This window comes from Methylobacterium currus (assembly GCF_003058325.1).
Taxonomy (GTDB): Bacteria; Pseudomonadota; Alphaproteobacteria; order Rhizobiales; family Beijerinckiaceae; genus Methylobacterium; species Methylobacterium currus.
The window spans coordinates 2,492,136-2,508,699 of sequence record NZ_CP028843.1 but is presented as its reverse complement, the minus strand read 5'-3'; the positions used below and the strand labels follow the sequence as shown (position 1 = coordinate 2,508,699).

The 16,564-nt window shown below is 70.8% G+C and carries 17 protein-coding genes; 3 read left to right on the top strand and 14 right to left on the bottom strand.

Annotation, left to right across the window (positions count from 1 at the left end; all coding sequences use genetic code 11):
- Positions 1-97 precede the first annotated feature (97 nt).
- The gene (locus DA075_RS11935; protein ID WP_099953412.1) at positions 98-811 is read left to right on the top strand and encodes a phosphatidylserine decarboxylase; all 714 of its coding nucleotides are present in this window, start codon (positions 98-100) and stop codon (positions 809-811) included.
- Between the two features lie 17 nt (positions 812-828).
- Positions 829-1,680, top strand: coding sequence for a CDP-diacylglycerol--serine O-phosphatidyltransferase (gene pssA / locus DA075_RS11930; RefSeq protein ID WP_099953411.1), 852 nt, complete (start codon positions 829-831; stop codon positions 1,678-1,680).
- Between the two features lie 22 nt (positions 1,681-1,702).
- On the opposite strand, the gene tam is transcribed toward pssA, so the two are convergent.
- On the bottom strand, positions 1,703-2,476 hold the full coding sequence (gene tam, locus DA075_RS11925) for a trans-aconitate 2-methyltransferase (RefSeq protein ID WP_099953410.1): 774 nt from the start codon (positions 2,474-2,476) through the stop codon (positions 1,703-1,705).
- A gap of 94 nt (positions 2,477-2,570) precedes the next feature.
- Between tam and mscL the strand changes: the two genes are divergently transcribed.
- On the top strand, positions 2,571-2,981 hold the full coding sequence (mscL, locus tag DA075_RS11920; RefSeq protein WP_099953409.1) for a large conductance mechanosensitive channel protein MscL: 411 nt from the start codon (positions 2,571-2,573) through the stop codon (positions 2,979-2,981).
- A gap of 106 nt (positions 2,982-3,087) precedes the next feature.
- On the opposite strand, the gene DA075_RS11915 is transcribed toward mscL, so the two are convergent.
- The 13 genes from DA075_RS11915 to DA075_RS11855 form a co-directional block, all read right to left on the bottom strand.
- On the bottom strand, positions 3,088-3,342 hold the full coding sequence (locus tag DA075_RS11915) for a hypothetical protein (protein WP_099953408.1): 255 nt from the start codon (positions 3,340-3,342) through the stop codon (positions 3,088-3,090).
- Between the two features lie 224 nt (positions 3,343-3,566).
- Complete coding sequence (locus DA075_RS11910; protein ID WP_099953407.1) at positions 3,567-3,977, bottom strand: DUF1236 domain-containing protein; 411 nt, start codon at positions 3,975-3,977, stop codon at positions 3,567-3,569.
- Positions 3,978-4,118: 141 nt separating this feature from the next.
- Positions 4,119-4,871, bottom strand: coding sequence for a sigma-70 family RNA polymerase sigma factor (locus tag DA075_RS11905; protein WP_099953406.1), 753 nt, complete (start codon positions 4,869-4,871; stop codon positions 4,119-4,121).
- 113 nt (positions 4,872-4,984) lie between these two features.
- Positions 4,985-5,776: a class II glutamine amidotransferase gene (locus DA075_RS11900; RefSeq protein WP_099953405.1), complete on the bottom strand. Its 792-nt coding sequence runs from the start codon at positions 5,774-5,776 to the stop codon at positions 4,985-4,987.
- 44 nt (positions 5,777-5,820) lie between these two features.
- Entirely contained in the window at positions 5,821-6,120 is a 300-nt protein-coding gene (locus tag DA075_RS11895; protein ID WP_232388504.1) for a cytochrome C oxidase subunit IV family protein, read from the bottom strand.
- 10 nt (positions 6,121-6,130) lie between these two features.
- Positions 6,131-6,793, bottom strand: coding sequence for a cytochrome c oxidase subunit 3 (locus DA075_RS11890; protein WP_232388505.1), 663 nt, complete (start codon positions 6,791-6,793; stop codon positions 6,131-6,133).
- A complete protein-coding gene (locus tag DA075_RS11885) occupies positions 6,790-8,481 on the bottom strand; it encodes a cytochrome c oxidase subunit I (RefSeq protein ID WP_244936566.1) in 1,692 nt (563 codons plus the stop codon). The genes DA075_RS11890 and DA075_RS11885 overlap by 4 nt, the downstream gene beginning before the upstream one ends.
- Complete coding sequence (gene coxB / locus DA075_RS11880; RefSeq protein ID WP_099953403.1) at positions 8,478-9,446, bottom strand: cytochrome c oxidase subunit II; 969 nt, start codon at positions 9,444-9,446, stop codon at positions 8,478-8,480. Before coxB ends, DA075_RS11885 begins: the two co-directional genes overlap by 4 nt.
- On the bottom strand, positions 9,443-9,970 hold the full coding sequence (locus tag DA075_RS11875) for a hypothetical protein (protein ID WP_232388507.1): 528 nt from the start codon (positions 9,968-9,970) through the stop codon (positions 9,443-9,445). Before DA075_RS11875 ends, coxB begins: the two co-directional genes overlap by 4 nt.
- Positions 9,967-11,025, bottom strand: a complete 1,059-nt coding sequence (locus DA075_RS11870) for a hypothetical protein (RefSeq protein WP_099953402.1) — start codon at positions 11,023-11,025, stop codon at positions 9,967-9,969. Before DA075_RS11870 ends, DA075_RS11875 begins: the two co-directional genes overlap by 4 nt.
- Positions 11,022-11,579, bottom strand: a complete 558-nt coding sequence (locus DA075_RS11865) for a c-type cytochrome (RefSeq protein WP_099953401.1) — start codon at positions 11,577-11,579, stop codon at positions 11,022-11,024. The genes DA075_RS11870 and DA075_RS11865 overlap by 4 nt, the downstream gene beginning before the upstream one ends.
- Positions 11,576-13,558 carry a quinol:electron acceptor oxidoreductase subunit ActD gene (locus DA075_RS11860; protein WP_099953400.1) on the bottom strand — a complete coding sequence of 661 codons (1,983 nt, stop codon included), beginning with the start codon at positions 13,556-13,558 and terminating at the stop codon, positions 11,576-11,578. Before DA075_RS11860 ends, DA075_RS11865 begins: the two co-directional genes overlap by 4 nt.
- The gene (locus DA075_RS11855) at positions 13,555-16,557 is read right to left on the bottom strand and encodes a TAT-variant-translocated molybdopterin oxidoreductase (RefSeq protein WP_099953399.1); all 3,003 of its coding nucleotides are present in this window, start codon (positions 16,555-16,557) and stop codon (positions 13,555-13,557) included. The genes DA075_RS11860 and DA075_RS11855 overlap by 4 nt, the downstream gene beginning before the upstream one ends.
- Positions 16,558-16,564 lie beyond the last annotated feature (7 nt).

Genomic DNA, 16,564 nt, shown 5'->3' with positions numbered 1-16,564 from the left:
TGACGATTGACGCGGGGCCACGCGCCTGCCATCCGCGGGCGCTGGACCGGGCGCGTTCGCGACCGGCGAGACGGCCCGAGGACGCATCCGAGGACTTATGACCGACCTGTTCGAGACGATCCGCCGCGTGCTGGTGCCGATCCACAAGGAGGGTTACCCCTTCATCGCGATCGGCATCGTGCTGACGGTGCTCGCCGGCACCTTCGTGCAGTTCCTCGGCTGGATCTTCCTGCTCCTCACGCTGTGGGTCTGCTACTTCTTCCGCGACCCCGAGCGGATCGTGCCGGTCGGCGACGGCCTGGTGATCTCGCCGGCGGACGGGCGGGTGAACCTGATCAGCACCGTGCTGCCCCCTGCCGAGCTCGACCTGCCCTCCGTGCCGATGCTGCGGATCTCGGTGTTCATGAACGTGTTCGATTGCCACGTGAACCGGGTCCCGGTCACCGGCCGCATCGACCAGATCCACTACACCCCGGGCCTCTTCCTCAATGCCGAGCTCGACAAGGCGAGCGAGGACAACGAGCGCAACGGCCTCGTGATCGAGACCCGCCAGAACGGCGAGCCGGTGCGGATCGGCGTGGTGCAGATCGCCGGCCTCGTGGCGCGCCGCATCGTCGACTGGGTCAAGCCGGGCGACGACCTCACCGTCGGCGACCGGTTCGGCCTGATCCGGTTCGGCTCGCGGGTCGACGTCTACCTGCCGGCGGGCACGCGGGTGCTGGTCGGCCTCGGCCAGAAGGCGGTGGCGGGCGAGACCGTGCTCGCCGACCTGCGCGGGACCGGCCCGGTGCGGCAGTTCCGCCGCACCTGACAGGGAAGGGACTCGCCATGGACGACCTCTTCCCGCCCTTCGCGCCGGAACCGGACGAGCCCAAGTCGGTCGAGCCTAAGTCGCGCCGGTTCAAGCCGGTGCCGGTGCGGCTGATCATCCCCAACATGATCACCCTGATGGCGGTCTGCCTCGGGCTCACCGCCGTGCGGTTCGGCTTCGAGGGCAAGTTCGAGCCGGCGGTGATCGCGATCGTGGCCGCCGCGGTGCTCGACGGCGTCGACGGGCGGGTGGCGCGGCTGCTCAAGGGCACCTCGCGCTTCGGCGCCGAGCTCGATTCGCTCGCCGACTTCGTCAATTTCGGCTGCGCCCCGGCGCTGATCCTCTACAGCTTCGTGCTGCACAACCTGAAGCAGCTCGGCTGGATCGTCGCCCTGATCTTCGCCATCGCGATGGCCCTGCGGCTCGCCCGCTTCAACGTGATGCTGGACGATCCCAACCGGCCGGAATGGAAGAAGGACTTCTTCGTCGGCATGCCGGCCCCGGCCGGCGCGCTGACCGTGATGCTGCCGCTCTACCTGCACTTCCTCGGCTTCGAGATGTCGCCCGGCCTGGCGCCGGTCGCGCTGATCTACATGCTGGTGATCGCGCTCCTCGTGATCTCCACGGTGCCGACCTTCTCGGGCAAGACCGTCGGCAAGCGGGTGCCGCGGGAATACGTGCTGCCGATCTTCGTCGTGACGGTGGCGGCGTTCGGGCTCCTGATCAGCTTCCCGTTCGAGATCCTGGCGCTGATGAGCCTCGGCTACCTCTGCGCGATCCCGATCGGCGCCAACCAGTACCGGCGCAAGCTCAAGGCGGAGGCGGCGCTGAACCCCTCGCTCCCGAGCGACGAGGCGCCGGCGGCGTGAGGCGCGGGGCCGGTGCGGCGGGTCAGACCCGCCGCGCCACCATGAAGAGCCGCGGGAAGGGCAAGAGCACCCGTCCGTCCGCTTGCGCCGGATACGCTTGCGCCAAGGCCGCCTCGTAGCGGGCGAGGTAGTCGGCCTGCTGCTCCGGGCTCAGGGGAGCCAGGAACGGCCGCAGGCCGGTCGCGCGCACCCACTCGACGATGCCGCGATGGCCGGCAAGCGGGTGGACGTAAGTCGTGCGCCACAGATCGACGGTGCAGCCCGCCCGCGACAGCCACGCATCGTAATCCTGGACCGTGCCGAGCGTGGTGCGGGCGCCGGCCGCGCCGGAGAGCGCCGCGCGGAACGGCGCCTCTTGCGCCACCTCGCGCATCAGCCGGTGCGACGGCTCGTCGAGATTGTCCGGCATCTGCACGGCGAGGCAGCCGCCCGGCGCCAGGAAGCCGGCGAGGCGCGGCAGCAGGGCCGCGTGGTCCGGCAGCCATTGCAGCACCGCGTTGGCGAAGATCAGGTCGGGGCTGCCGTCCGGCTCCCAGGCGGCGAGGTCGGCTTCGACGAAGGTGAGGCCCGGCAGCGTCCGGCGCGCCTCCTCCAGCATCGCGGTCGAGGAATCGAGGCCGGTGATCGCCGCCGCCGGGAAGCGCGCCGCGAGCAGCGCCGTGCTGTTGCCGGGCCCGCAGCCGAGATCGACCACCCGGGCGGGCGCGGCGAGCGGCACCCGGGCCAGCAGGTCCGCGGCCGGCCGCGTGCGCTCGTCGGCGAATTTCAGGTACTGGCCCGCATCCCAATCCGCCATCCGACGACTCCCCTTCGCGCGGCTGCGCCCCAGCTTGACGGTGTCACGCGGCGTCACGCAGGCGCGCCGACCCGGCGCCGCGAGGAGATCCGACATGCTCGAAGAATTCAAGAAGTTCGCCCTGCGGGGCAACGTCGTCGACCTCGCGGTCGGCGTGGTGATCGGCGCGGCCTTCGGCGCCATCGTCACCTCGCTGGTGCAGGACGTCATCATGCCGATGGTCGGGGCGGTCACCGGCGGGCTCGATTTCTCGAACTACTACCTGCCGCTCTCCTCGAAGGTGCAGACCGGCCTCGCCTATGCGGAGGCCAAGAAGCAGGGCGCGGTGGTCGGCTACGGCCAGTTCGTCACCGTGGCGCTCAACTTCCTGATCGTGGCCTTCGTGCTGTTCGTGGTGATCCGGGCGATGAACCAGATGCAGCGGCGCGAGGACGTGACGAAGGAGGATCCGGCCGACGTGAAGCTCTTGACGGAGATCCGGGATTTGCTGGCCGCACGGCGGTGAGCGTGTGAAAGGCGGTGATCAGCTTATCCCACCCACGACCTCATCCTGAGGCCGTGGGTGGGATGGATGGGTTGCTGCAGGGCGCACGACAAGGAGGCGCCGGACATCAGCGCTTCGCCGGCAACTCGCTCAGGATGTCCTTGAGCGCGTCCTCCACCGCCTCGCGGCCGGTGTCGTGGGCCTTCAGCCGGCCTTCGAGGCGGCGCAGCTGGGGCGTGAATTCCGGCGGCAGGCTCGGATCGCCGAGATAATCCGGCTTCTCGGCCTCGGCGTTGTAGGCCGAGCGGAGCTGCTGCCCGAGGTGATCGCGCACCGGCGGCGGCAGCGCGGCGTCGTGGTTCTCGTACGGGTCGGAGGGCATGGGGATCCGTATTGTCCAGGTTTCGTGGCGCGGCGATCAATTCATCCGCATCATCACCGAAGCAGAACGGCGACGGAGCCGGTTTCGTTGCAGGGATTCGTTGCAGGAACGGACGCAACGCCGTGCAGGAATTCGTGCGTCCCGACAAACGAAAAGCCCCGGCGCGGGGCCAGGGCTTTCCAGCGTGCGGGTCGCGCCGCCCGAGGGCGGCGCACTCGCCAACCTTAGTCGATGACCTGCACGATGCGGCGGGTGCCCGGATCGACCAGCACGACGCGGTCGTTGACCACGGTGTAGCGACGGCCGCGGATGCCGTAATCGGACGGAACCTCGTAGTAGCTCACGCCCGAGGAGGGCAGCACGGTGCCGACGCGGACGTCGCCGTCCCAGTCGTAGGAGCGGTGCTGGCGCACGGCGTAGGAGCGGAAGCGCGGACGGTCGTCGACGCCGAGCAGGCCGCCGACCGCACCGGTCGCGGCACCCACGGCGCCGCCGACGATCGCGCCGACCGGGCCGGCCGCATCCGCACCGTCCTCGGCGCCGCGCTGGGCGCCGCCGATCAGGCCCTGCGCATGGGCAGCCATCGGCAGGGACAGGGCGAGGGCAGCAGTGGCCAGGAAGGTCTTGGTCTTCATCGGATCGATCTCCGTTTCGTCCAGTCCACCCCGTCGAGCGGGGCAGCTCTTCGGGGGGTGTAACGTCGCCGTAGGCGAAACGGTTCAATCGTTCCGGACGAAAAAAGTCCCTTTGAACCCCGCAGGAGTACCCGTTGCGACTCACGCGTCCTTCGGCATCGCCGACTGGATCAGCCGGTCGGTGCCGAGATCTTCCTCGTCGTAGCCGAGGAGTTCCGCGAGCCGGCCGCGGGCGCGGCTGACGCGGCTCTTCACCGTGCCGACCTTGCAGCCCATGATCGCCGCCGCCTCCTCGTAGGAGACGCCCTCGGCCCCGACGAGCACCAGCGCCTCGCGCTGGTCCGGCGGCAGCTTGGCGAGGGCGCTCTGCAGGTCCTCGACGTCGAGCCGGTCGCCCTGATGCGGCGCGGTGGCGAGCCGGGCGGCGTAGGAACCGTCCTGGTCCTCGACCTCGCGCACCCGCTTGCGGTGGTCCGAGTAGAAGATGTTGCGCAGGATGGTGAACAGCCAGGCATTCAGGTTGGTGCCGGCCTGGAAGCGGGCCCGGTGCTGCCAGCCCTTCAGCAACGTGTCCTGCACCAGGTCGTCGGCTCGGGCCGGGTTGCTGGTGAGCGACAGCGCGAAGGCGCGCAAGGACGGCACCGCCTGCAGCAGCCCGTCGCGGAATTCCGGCAGGACGATCTCGCCCTGCGCCTTGAGCGCCGCCTCCAGGCGCGCGATCAGCTCGGCGAACCGGTTGTCCGGGTCGGCGTCGCCCAGGGCCTCGTAGGTGGCCCGGAGCTGCGTACCGAGATGCGACCGGATGCTGGCCGAGAGGCCGGGGCGGTCCTCCGCCGACGGATTCGGGGCCGACGGATTCGGGGCCGACCGATTCGGGGCAATGTCTCGCGTCATGGCTCTCGCGTCTGCCTGCCTTCAGGAAGATGGGCCCGGGGGCCGCGACCGGAAAGGGCAACCTTAGCGAGAAACAGGCCGGGACCGATAGGGCGCCGTGCCACGGCGCCCCGTCAGCCCCCGGCGCCGGCGCCGGTTTCGTCCCCGTCCGGCACGCCGAGGCGGAAGGCCAGCACCTCGCCGGGGGCGAGGTCGGTCCAGCTCTCGTCCCGGGTGAGCGGGCGCGTCGCCACCACGGTCACGATGTCGTCGGGCGTGGTTTCCTTCGCGAAATCCACCCGCCAATCCTCGTCGATCAGCGTCGCGGTGCCGAACGGCGCCCGGCGGGTCAGGGTGCAGAGGCGCTTGCCGCAATGGGCGTAGAGGGTGCGGCTGTCGGAGAGCAGCATGTTGAACACCCCGAGCCCGTGCAGCTCGGCGCAAAGCTCCCGCACCGCCCCGTCGAGGCGCGTGGGCTTCGGCAGCGTGCCCCAGCGCTCCTCCAGCTTCCCCAGCATCCAGCAGAAGGCATGCTCGCTGTCGGTGGTGCCGACGGGCTTGAAGCGGCCGAGCGTGAGGCGCTTCACTCCCTTGAGCTGGCCGTTATGCGCGAAGGTGAAGGTGCGGCCCCACAACTCGCGGCTGAACGGATGGGTGTTCTCCAGGGTCACCCGGCCGCGATTGGCCCGGCGCACATGGGCGATCACGATCCGGCTCTTGATCGGGTATTGCCGCAACAGGCGGGCGATCTCCGAGCGCGCGCTCGGCTCCGGATCGTGGAAGCTGCGGCAGCCGCGGCCTTCGTAGAACGAGATGCCCCAGCCGTCCTGATGCGGGCCGGTCTCGCCCCCACGGCGGGCAAGCCCCGCGAAGCTGAAGCGGATGTCGGTCGGGACGTTGGCGCTCATGCCGAGCAATTCGCACATGGCGACCGTTATAGCGCCTCGACCGTGAGCGGGGAGTGAACGGCTCAACCCCGCGACAGGTAATCCACCAACGTCATCGCGAACAGGATTCCGACCCAGAAGAAGCCGATGCCGGCGAACAGCTTCACCAGCGGCGGCTCGTGGCGGACCTCCATCGAGAACAGCAGGATGGTCACCACCATGAGGCTGGCGACCAGAAGCTCGACGATCCAGACATGCGGGAAGGGGAGGGTGGCGCCCAACGCCACGTTGATCCCGAGCATCGCCAGCAGCGCGCCGGCCGTCAGGACCGGCTCGCGCATGTGCTGCCAGAGGATGCGGCGCTCGTCGCGGGTGCCGAACAAAGGGGCGCTCCTACCGGTTGAGCACGTAGAGGGTCGGGAAGGCGAGGATCCAGATCAGGTCGATGAAGTGCCAGTAGAGCCCGAAGATCTCGATCCGGTTCTGGTGCCGCTTCAGGAAACCCGGCCGGCTCGCCTGCCGGGACATCACCAGGAGGATGCTGATGCCGGTGAGGAGGTGGAGGCCGTGGAGGCTGGTCGCGACGTAGTAGAGGTTCACGAACAGCCGCGAGGGCGGTGAGTCCTTCAGCTCGTAGGGCCGGTCGGACAGGAACGGCATCATGTGTTCCTGGTAGTCGGCGTAGTACTCGTAGCCCTTGAGCACGAGGAACAGGGTGCCGAGCGCCGCGGTGGCGAGCATGAACCGCACCATCCCGCGCTGCCAGCCGAGGCGCGAGAGCTGGATCGCCCCCGACATGGTCAGGCTGGAGCCGATCAGCACCACCGTGTTGACCGCGCCGATCCAGAACTTGAGGTGGCGCGCCGCCTCCTGGACCGCCTCCGGGTGGAGCAGGCGCAGGATGAGCGCGGTGAGGAAGAGGCCGGCGAAGAGCAGGAGCTCGGTGAGCAGCCAGGCCCACATCCCGAGCACCGCCGCGCGCTTCTGCTGCTCCACCGTGGCGAAGTGCGAGACGAGCTTGACGCCGACGGGGGCGTCGGTGGCTCCCGCGCTCACGAGTGCTGCCTCCCGGTCTCGCGGGCCTGGATCGGGTAGTCGTAGGGAATTTTCGGCGCCTGCGGCTCGGTGAGGAAGTTGTGCGCCGGCGGCGGCGAGGCCACGGTCCATTCGAGGCCCCTTGCGTCCCAGGGGTTCGCCGGCGCCCGCTTCCCGAACCAGATCGAGTAGACGAGGTAGACCATCGGGAAGATGTAGCCGACCGCCAGGATCGTCGAGCCCGCCGAGGACAGGATGTTGAGGAACTGGAACTCCGGCGGATAGACGTGGTAGCGCCGCGGCATCCCGAGATAGCCGAGGATGAATTGCGGGAAGAACGTGACGTTGAAGCCGATGAAGATCAGGAAGGCGGAGATCCGGCCCCAGGCCTCGCTATACATCCGCCCGGTGATCTTGGGCCACCAGAAATGCAGGCCGCCGAGGAAGGCCAGCACCGTGCCGCCGACCATGATGTAGTGGAAATGCGCCACGACGAAGTAGGTGGCGTGGACGTGCTGGTTGATGGCGAGCGTCGCGAGGTAGAGCCCGGTGAGGCCGCCGAGCACGAACAGCCCGATATAGCCCATGGCGTAGAGCATCGGCGTGTCGAGCTTGAGCGAGCCCTTGTGGATCGTCGCGGTCCAGTTGTAGACCTTGACCGCCGACGGCACCGCCACCGCGAAGCTCAGCACCGAGAACGCCACGCTGGCGAGATCGCTCTGCCCGTTGACGAACATGTGGTGGCCCCAGACGAAGAAGGTCACCGAGGCGAGCCCGATCGCCGCGTAGGCGACGAACTTGTAGCCGAACAGCTTCTTCTGCGCGAAGGCCGGGACGATCTCGGAGATCACCCCCATGCCCGGCAGGACCATGATGTAGACGGCCGGGTGCGAGTAGAACCAGAACAGGTGCTGGAACAGCACCGGGTCGCCGCCATAGGCCGGATCGAACACCCCGATATGGAAGGCGCGCTCGGCGATGAGCAGGATCAGCGCCACGGTGATGACGGGGGTGGCGAGCAGGAAGATCAGGCTGGTGGCGTAGTGGGTCCAGACGAAGATCGGCAGGCGGAACCAGGTCATGCCCGGCGCCCGCATGGTATGGATCGTCACCACGAAGTTGAGGCCGGTCAGGATCGACGAGAAGCCCACGATGGTGACGCCGATGAGCGCCGGCACCACCCAGGTGTTGGAGAAGGCGGTGGAGAGCGGCGTGTAGAAGGTCCAGCCGGTATCGACCCCGCCCAGCACCACGCTGACCAGCGTGAAGATCGCGCCGGTCATGAACACGTACCAGGAGGCGAGGTTGAGCTTCGGGAAGGCGAGGTCCCGCGCCCCGATCATCAGCGGGATCAGGAAGTTGCCGAAGGTGGCGGGGATGCTCGGGATCAGGAAGAACCATACCATCACGACCCCGTGGATCGTGAACAGCTTGTTGTAGGTGTCGTTGGTGAAGACCTGACCGTCCGGCACGACGAGGGCCAGGCGCACCAGCCCCGCCGTCACCGCGCCGATGACGAAGAAGGCGGTGATGCTGGCCAGATACAGGAGCGCGATGCGCTTGTGGTCGGTGGTGAAGAACCACGAGCGCAGGGTGTGCTCGGCATGCAGGTAGTCGGCCCCGTGGCCGAGGCGGGAATCCGGGGTGTGGGGGTCGCGCAGGGCCGGCCCGTCGGTGATGGTGCCGCTGGTCATCGAGCCGGAGTTCATGGCGTGGCTTCCTGCTGCGCCGTCGCGCCCGAGCTCTTGAGGTAGGCAACGAGACGGTCGAGGTCGTCGTTCGGGATCACGTTGCGGAAGGCCGGCATCACCTGCTTGTAATCCGCCGCCAGCTTCTGCCGGTTCGGGTTCAGGATCTTGTCCCGCAGGTAGGTCTCGTCGGCCGTCACGATGCGGCCGTCGGCGAGCTTGACCTCGCGGCCGTAGAGGCCGGCGAGCGAGGGCGCCCGCACCTTGGCGCCCGGATCGTGGCACGTGCCGCACGCATAGGACTCGTAGACCGCGCGGCCGGCCCCGGCCTGGCCGCCCTGCCGGGCGCCGGCATTCTGCAGCCAGGCGGCATAGTCGGCCTGAGTCATCAGGGTCAGGGTGCCGTCCATCTTCGAATGGTCGGTGCCGCAATATTCGGAGCAGTACAGCCGGTAGCTGCCGGTGCGGTCGGCCTTGAACCATAGCTCGGTGTAGCGGTCGGGCAGGGTCGCCATCTGCATCCGCAGGGCTGGAAGATAGAGGTTGTGGATCACGTCCTGGCTGATCATCCGGATCTTGATCGGCTGGCCGATCGGCAGGTGCAGGTCGTTGATCTCGGATTGCCCGGTCGGGTGCTGGAACTTCCACATCCATTGCCGGCCGATCGCCTCGACCACCATGGCGTCGCCCGGCACCTGCTTCGAGATGAAGAACAGCCGGGCGCCCCAGACGAAGAAGATGAGGGTGAGCAGGAACGGGATCAGCATCCAGCTGATCTCGATGAGCACGCTGCGGACGTTGCCGTGGCTCCGGTCGGCCTCCTCGCCCTGGCGGTAGCGGATCGCGAACCAGGTGATGGCGACGAAGACCGGCACCGTCAGCAGCAGGGTCAGGACCGTGAAGGCGAGGATCAGCCAGTCGGTCTCGACCGCGGTGGCGGAGGCCGCCGCCGGCCAGAGCTGGAGCGCGAGGTCGGTGGGGTTCATCGAACGGGGGCTCCGCCGGCGGGCGCCATGGAATCCGGGGCAGACGGAGAGGGAATTGGGGGATCGAGAGATCGGCCGGCGATCAGCCGCATCGCGCGCTCGACCGGGATGCGGGCGCGCCCGTCGGGAAGGGGCGCGTAGGTGGTCGTCTGCGCCGCGTCCCGCGCCTCCTGGCGGGCGAGATCCTCGTAGGGCGCCCCCTGGAGGTTGGGCGGCGGCGGCTGCACACGCGCCGTCTGCTGCGGCGTCAGCGGCGGGGTGCCGCCGACATGCCAGGCGCCGAACAGGTGCATCATCAGCCCCACCGCCGCGATCGCGACCGCGACCGAGGCCGCGAGCCCGACCACCACGAAGGCGGTGCGGCGCACGTCGACGTCCTCCACCTCGAACCCTTCCGGGTTGCGCGGGCCGTGATCGGGCTCGGGCGGCGCGGCGGGCTTGAAGCCGGAGAGTCGCAGGAGGCCCGCCGCCGCGACGGCCGAGAGCAGGGCGAGGGGGCCGGGCCTGGTGATCGAGTCGCTCACGAGACGCGCCCTCGCAGGCGGCGATCGACCGGGCCGTAGAGGCCGCCGGCGACCCCCACCACCCCGATCAGCGCGAGGGCGTCCGCCCAGGTGAAGCGGAAGGTGCCGCGGAAGCCCGGCGTGACGAGCCAGAAGATCTCGGCCCCGTGGAGCAGCAGGATCAACAGGGCGATTCCGGCCAGCAAAGCCGGCCGGCCGGCCGTGCGGCGCGGCACAAGGACGAGGACCGCCAGCACCATCACGCCGATCGCGGCCCAGAGGCCGAGGCGGCCGAGCGCCCCGTCGCGGGCGAGGTACCAGCGCGCCTCCTCGGGGAGGTTGGCCGACCACACGGTGAGGTACTGCGCCGCGTGCACGAAGCCCCAGATCGCCAGCAGCACCAGGATCGGGTCGGCGAAGGCGGCGGCGGTGCGCTGGTCGCGCCCCGGCCGGCCGGAGGAGTCGCGCGCCGCGATCAGCGCCGCCGCCGACAGCGCGAGGCCGGCCTGGATCGTCATCACCAGGAGGCCGAAGGCCGTCGAGGCGAGGCCGGGATCGGCCGATTGCACCCAGTCCTCCGCCGCCAGCGTGCTGGTGACCGTGGTCAGGATCAGCCCGAGGACGGCCCGGCTCCGGCGCCGAGCCGCCGCCGGGCTGCCGGGCTCGGCGGCCGGGCGCCGGAAGGTGTCGGCGAGCCAGAGCCAGATGGCGAGATAGGCCAGGCTGCGCAGGATGAAGAAGACCGGGGTGAACCACAGGGCCGCGAACGGCGTGCGCGGGGGAATCCCGCGGTCCCAGGGGTAGAGGCCGCCCAGGCTGAGCAGCACCGGCAGCAGCAGCAGGCCGGCGATCGGCAGGAGGCCGAGCAGGCGGCGCAGCGAGGCCGCCATGGGCCCTGCGGAGAAGCCCGCGAGTTCGAGCCCCATCAGCAGCGGCAGGGCGCCGACCGGCAGAGCCACCAGCACCAGCCAGGCGGCGAGGTAGGACGGCATGACCGGGCTGCCGGAGGCGCCGGCGAGCGCGCAGACCGCGAGCGCCGCCACGCCGAGGACGAGGGAGATCGGGCGGCGGCTCATCGTGTGTCCCCCGGGGTGGTGCGGCGGGCCGCAGCCGCGACCGCGTCCTGATCCTCCGCCGGCAGGCTCGCCAGCGTCGCGCCCTGGCTCAACTGGAGCGCGCGGATATACGCGACGATGGCCCAGCGGTCCGCCGGCGGCACCTGCGCGGCGTAAGGCAGCATGGTGCCCTTGCCGTTGCTGATCACGTCGTAGAGGTGTCGCGCGGGCGCCGCCCGAAGGCGGGCCTCGTCGAAGGCGGGCGGGCGCGGGTAGCCGCGCTGCACGATCAGCCCGTCCCCGCGGCCGGCGCCGCCGTGGCAGGGGGTGCAGAAGACATCGTAGCGCTCCCGGCCCCGCGCCAGCAGCTCCGGGGTCGCGGCGGCGGGCTGCGGCACCGGCTGGTCGGGGCTCTTGCGCGGCACGGTGCCGGGGGGCGGCAGCCGCATCGTCTGACCCTTCGGGAAGAACGGGTTGCTGTCCCAGGTCTTGGATTTGGGCTGGCTCACCATGTTGGCCTGGTCGCAGGCCGCAAGTGCTAGCATCATCGGCAGGCAGAGGATGACGCGCTTCACAGCGGCACCCTCCGGACCATCAGGGGCCGTCCCTCGGGCAGCCGCGCCAGGGCCTGCTCGATCCGGGCCGGGTCGAAGCGGGGGCCCGCCGCCTCCAGGGCGAGGAAGAAGCGGTCCTCGCTCGCTTTCGTGAAGCCGGGAATCGCGAAGGCCGGGTGGTTGAGCCGCGGCAGGCGGTTCTGGAACAGCAGCGCCACCGCCGCCGTCAGCCCGCCGCAGAGCGTGCCGAAGGACACGCTCGGCACCAGGAAGGCCTGCCAGGAGAAGCGGGGCCGCCCGCCGACGTCGAACACGTAGTCGACGCCGGAGGCGTAGAGGCACATCGCCATGAAGGCGGCCCCGCCGGCGAGCGCCGCCCCGAAGGCGAGGAGGGGCAGGATCCCGGCCGGGCGGCCCAGCGCGTCGGCGGCGCCGCGCATCGGCACCGGGCCGTAGGTCTCGATCCGGGCGCCGAGGTCGCGCGCTTTCAAGGCTCTCACTGCCGCCGCGAGCCTGTCGGCATCGTCGAACTCGGCGCTGACGCCCCAGAGCGGCGCCTCCGCGGTCTCGGCGAGCGTCGGCGCCCGCTCGCCGCTCGGCCGCCCGTCCGGGTGGCTCTCGGCGAAGCGCCTTGTCTCGGTGATCGAGACCATCGGCAGGGTGCGCAGGCCCAGGAGCAGCAGGGCGAGGAAGAGCCCGACCGAGCCGGCGAGCGTCGCGAGGCCCCAGGCGCCCATGCTGTAGGGATGGGCCGAGGAGGGCAGGAAATCGTGGCTCAGGGTCACGATCAGCAGCATGAAATGGTCGCCGAAGCTGCCGATGGCCGCCGCCACGCCGACCAATGCCACGACGAGGCCGGAGCGGCGGAAGGAGGAAAACCAGAACAGCTGCACCGGCAACAGCGCGAAGACCACGATGATCCAGAATGCCCAGGCATGCGCGCCGGCGAGGCGGCGCACCAGCACCGCCCGGTCGAAGGCGTCGCCGTGCAGGAGGCTGGAAAAAATCTCGGTGGCGTAGCAATAGGCCGAGGCGAGCCCGAGTCCCAGCATCAGGCGGGCCATCAGGGCGAGGTGCCGCTCGGTGATCAGCGCCTCGAGGCGGAGCGCCCGGCGCACCAGCACGGCGAGCGCCGCGGTGACGCCGACGCCCGAGAGCAGCGAGGCGGCGAGGAAGGTCACCGGCAGGAGCGTGTCGTGCCAGCCCGGCAGGACGGTGCCGGCGAGCATCACCGAGGCCCCGGTCTGGAGCGCGACGACGAGGACGAGGGCGAGGCCTGAGAGGGTGCGGGTGGCGGTGAGCCAGCGCTCCCAATGGGTCGAGGCCCCGCGCCAGCCGAGCGCCAGGATGCCGTAGGCCTGCGCCTTCAGGAGCGTCAGGCGCCGGCTCCGGCCGTGTTCCTCCGCTTGCGCCAAGGCCGCCTCGAAGGCTCGGTCGCGCAAGGAGGCGAGGTCGGGCAGCAGCCCGACATACCAGAGGCCGAGGCAGACGCCGAGGAAGCTGATGATGTCGACCGCGTCCCAGACCAGCGGCGAGCGGAATTGCGGCCACAAAGCCAGGGTGTTGGGATAGGGCAGGGTCCAGTAGAACACCCACGGGCGCCCGAGATGGATGATCGGGTAGAGGGCGGCGGCCGCCGCGGCCAGGATCGCGGTGGTCTCGGCGATGCGGTCGATGCCGGAGCGCCAGGCAGCGCCGGTGAGGCGCAGCGTGGCGGAGGTGAGGAGCGCCCCGCAGGCGATGCCGATCCACCAATCGTAGGCGACGATGTCGAGCGCCCAGACGACCGGGTTGTTGTTGTGCCAGATGCCGACGCCGTTGAGGAGCAGCCAGGCGAGCGTCGCGGCGAAGAGGCCGAGGAGCCCGCAGGCCCCCGCGAAGGCGATCCACCAGGCCCGCGAGCGGGTGCGGGCCGGCGCCTCGGTCACCGCGCGGCCGATCGAGGCGAAGTCCTCCTTCCTGCCGAGCAGGCCGGCGCGGGGAATCAGGGTGCCGCTCACAGGGAGCCTCCGGGTCTTGCGGAGGGGTCCCTGGACGAGTCCTTCACCGAGGCCTGCTCGACCAGCCGGGCGAGGTAGGTGGTGCGCGGCCGGGTGTTGAGCTCGGAGAGCAGCCCGTAATTGCGCGGATCGGCGGCGGCCGCCGCGACCCGGCTGCCGGAATCGCGCAAATCGCCGAAGGTGATGGCCCGGGTCGGGCAGGCGCCCTGGCAGGCGGTCTCGACCGCGCCGTCGGGGATCGGGGCATGGTCGCCCTTCGTCGAGTCGATCCGCCCTGCGGCGATGCGCTGGACGCAGTAGGTGCATTTCTCCATCACGCCGCGGGCCCGGACCGTGACCTCCGGGTTGCGCTGCTGCTGCTGCACCGGTGCCGTGTCGCCGGAATAGTCGAGGTAGTTGAAGCGCCGGACCTTGTAGGGGCAGTAGCTGGAGCAGGCGCGCGTGCCGACGCAGCGGTTGTAGACCATGAGGTTCAGCCCCTCGCGGTCGTGGACGGTCGCCTCCACCGGGCAGCCGACCTCGCAGGGCGCCTGCTCGCAATGCATGCAGGGCACCGGCATGAAGTGGGTCTTGGGGTCGTCGAGGCCGCCCTCGTAGTAACGGTCGATCCGGAGCCAGTGCAGCCAGCGGCCTAAGCGCACCTCCTCCTGGCCGACGACCGGGATGTTGTTCTCGGACTGGCAGGCGGTGACGCAGGCGTTGCAGCCGATGCAGGCATCGAGGTCGATCACCATGCCCCAGGCGCGCTCGTGTCCGTAGCGCCCGCCGGGCGAGGTCGGGGCCGGCGGATAGAGCGAGGGCGGGGCCTCGCGGGAGGCGACCGGCGCGGCGCTGCCGACCGCCTGCACGCGCACGAAGTCGTGCCCCTCCATCGTGCCGTGGTTCTGGGTCGTCACCGGCGGCGCCTTGCGGCCGGTGGCGGCGAGCGTCGCTTCCGTGAGGCGCCAGGGCGTGGCGCTGCGCCGCAAGCGATAGGCGTCGTAGCCGAGGCCGTCGGCGAGCTGCTCGGGGATTTTTCGGCCGTAGCCGAGGGAGACCGTGACGGTGTCCTCAGCCTGGCCCGGCTGGATCCAGACCGGGCCCTCGATCCGGCGCCCCTCGGCCTCCAGCGTGACGACGTCGCCCTGGCGCAGCTCCTCGCGCTCGGCCAGGACCGGGCTCACCGCGATCACGTTGCCCCAGACCACCTTGGTCAGGGGCTTGGGGAGTTCCTGGAGCCAGGCGAGGTTGGCGAGGCTCCCGTCCCAAACGCCCGCATCGGGCCGGAACAGCACCTCGACCCGCCGGGCGGGGCCCGCCGGCGAGGGCGCGGGGCGAGACGGAGCGACGGTGGCCGGGACGGGCACGCCGACGGTCTCGGGGGGCAAGGCGGTGTCCGCGAGGAAGCCCGCCTGAAGGAAGGCCTCGCGCCGGGTCGTCCAGGCGGCCTCCCCCTCGCCCGGCCGGCGCCAATGGGCATCGAGGAGGGCGGCGCCGTCCTTCGCCTCCGCGTCGGTCAGGATCGACAGGATCTCCGGCACCGAGCGGCCGTCATAGAGCGGGCGGATCGTCGGCTGGATCAGCGTGACGGTCCCGTCGAGGGAGCGGGCATCGCCCCAGGCTTCGAGCGGGTGGGCGAGCGGCAGGTTCCAGTCGCAGTGGAAGGCGGTCTCGTCCTGGTAGAGCCCGGCATGGATCTTGAGCGGCACGCGGGCCAGCGCCTCGAGGAAGCCGAGATCGCCCGGGGCGTCGTAGACCGGGTTGACGTCGAGCATCACCAGGACCTGCACCTCGCCCCGGCGCATCGCCTCGGCGAGGGCGGCGAGGGGCTCAGGCTCGAGGACCGGGACCGGAGCGGTGTGGAATACGGTGCGGCCGGTATTGCCGAGCGCCGCATTGAGGCGGTGGACCTGCGCCAGCAGCTCCGGCCCGGCCTGGGCCCCGGCCAGCACGAGGCCGCTGCCGCGCGCCGCGTTCAGCGCCGCAAAGGCCTTTTGGCGCCACGCCGCCGCCGGGCCGCGGCGCTCCTCCGCCGTGCCGCCCCCGGCCTCGGCGAGGAGGTCGCGTACCAGCCGGTCGAGGCCGTCCGAACTGAGCGCGAGGGGGGAATCGGCCTTGGCCGAGGTCAGGTTCGGGCTCGGGCCGGCATGGTGGAGGGCGAGCAGCCGCCCCTCGGCGGCGGCCTTGCGGCGCGCCTCGACCCAGTCTCGCGCCTGCCCGACCTGGCCCGGCCCGGGATCGAGCATGTCGCCGTCGAGCGAGACGAGAACCTGCGCCCGATCGAAGCGCCAGCGGGTCTCGAGCGGGCGGCCATGGGCGAGGCGGGCGCCCTCGTAGAGCGCCTCGCGCCCCGTCGGGGCCGAGACGTGCCAGCGCATTTCCGGGAAATCCCGGCGCATCGCGGCGATTTGCGCGGCCAGCGACGGCGAGGTCACCGGGCCGGTGAGGAGGTGGAGGCCGCGCCCGCCGTCGCCGGCCTTCAGGGCCGCGAAGCGGCCGGTCATCGCGGCGCGGAAGGCCTGCCAGGAACTCGGACGGCCGAGAGCTTGCGGCGTCTGGAGCCGGAACGGGTCGTAGAGCCCGAGCACCGAGGCCTGGCCGAACACGTCGGTGCCGCCGCGGCTCCACGGGTGCTCGGCATTGCCCTCGATCTTGAGCGGGCGCCCGTTGCGGGTGGTGACCGTGATGCCGTTGGCGAAGCCGTCGATCAGGGCCGCCGAGGCGTAGGCGAGCGGCGCCCCCGGCACGATCCGCTCGGGCTGGCGGACATAGGGGATCTCCTGCGTGCGTCCGTCCGGCTGGCCGCAGGCGGCAAGGCCGCTCATCGCGAAGGAGGCAGCCATCAGCTTGAGGAAGCCGCGCCGGTCGGGCGCGGCGGCGAGGCGGGCGGCCGCCGGATACTCGGTGTCGAGGAAGGCCCGGAACTCGGGCGAATCCGCCACCGCGTCGAGGCTGCGCCAGAAGGCCGGGCCGTCGCCGGCGGCGAGGCGGGCGCGGAGCGCGCCGATATGGTCGCTCATTGATGAG

What these genes read in the sequence shown, in the direction of transcription:
- pssA (WP_099953411.1), top strand. Translation starts at nt 829, where the DNA reads ATGGACGACCTCTTCCCGCCCTTCGCGCCGGAACCGGACGAGCCCAAG.
- DA075_RS11910 (WP_099953407.1), bottom strand. Translation starts at nt 3,977, where the DNA reads ATGAAGACCAAGACCTTCCTGGCCACTGCTGCCCTCGCCCTGTCCCTG.
- DA075_RS11905 (WP_099953406.1), bottom strand. Translation starts at nt 4,871, where the DNA reads ATGACGCGAGACATTGCCCCGAATCGGTCGGCCCCGAATCCGTCGGCC.
- DA075_RS11885 (WP_244936566.1), bottom strand. Translation starts at nt 8,481, where the DNA reads ATGAACTCCGGCTCGATGACCAGCGGCACCATCACCGACGGGCCGGCC.
- DA075_RS11935 (WP_099953412.1), top strand. Translation starts at nt 98, where the DNA reads ATGACCGACCTGTTCGAGACGATCCGCCGCGTGCTGGTGCCGATCCAC.
- DA075_RS11915 (WP_099953408.1), bottom strand. Translation starts at nt 3,342, where the DNA reads ATGCCCTCCGACCCGTACGAGAACCACGACGCCGCGCTGCCGCCGCCG.
- DA075_RS11900 (WP_099953405.1), bottom strand. Translation starts at nt 5,776, where the DNA reads ATGTGCGAATTGCTCGGCATGAGCGCCAACGTCCCGACCGACATCCGC.
- coxB (WP_099953403.1), bottom strand. Translation starts at nt 9,446, where the DNA reads ATGAACCCCACCGACCTCGCGCTCCAGCTCTGGCCGGCGGCGGCCTCC.
- tam (WP_099953410.1), bottom strand. Translation starts at nt 2,476, where the DNA reads ATGGCGGATTGGGATGCGGGCCAGTACCTGAAATTCGCCGACGAGCGC.
- DA075_RS11870 (WP_099953402.1), bottom strand. Translation starts at nt 11,025, where the DNA reads ATGAGCCGCCGCCCGATCTCCCTCGTCCTCGGCGTGGCGGCGCTCGCG.
- DA075_RS11855 (WP_099953399.1), bottom strand. Translation starts at nt 16,557, where the DNA reads ATGAGCGACCATATCGGCGCGCTCCGCGCCCGCCTCGCCGCCGGCGAC.
- mscL (WP_099953409.1), top strand. Translation starts at nt 2,571, where the DNA reads ATGCTCGAAGAATTCAAGAAGTTCGCCCTGCGGGGCAACGTCGTCGAC.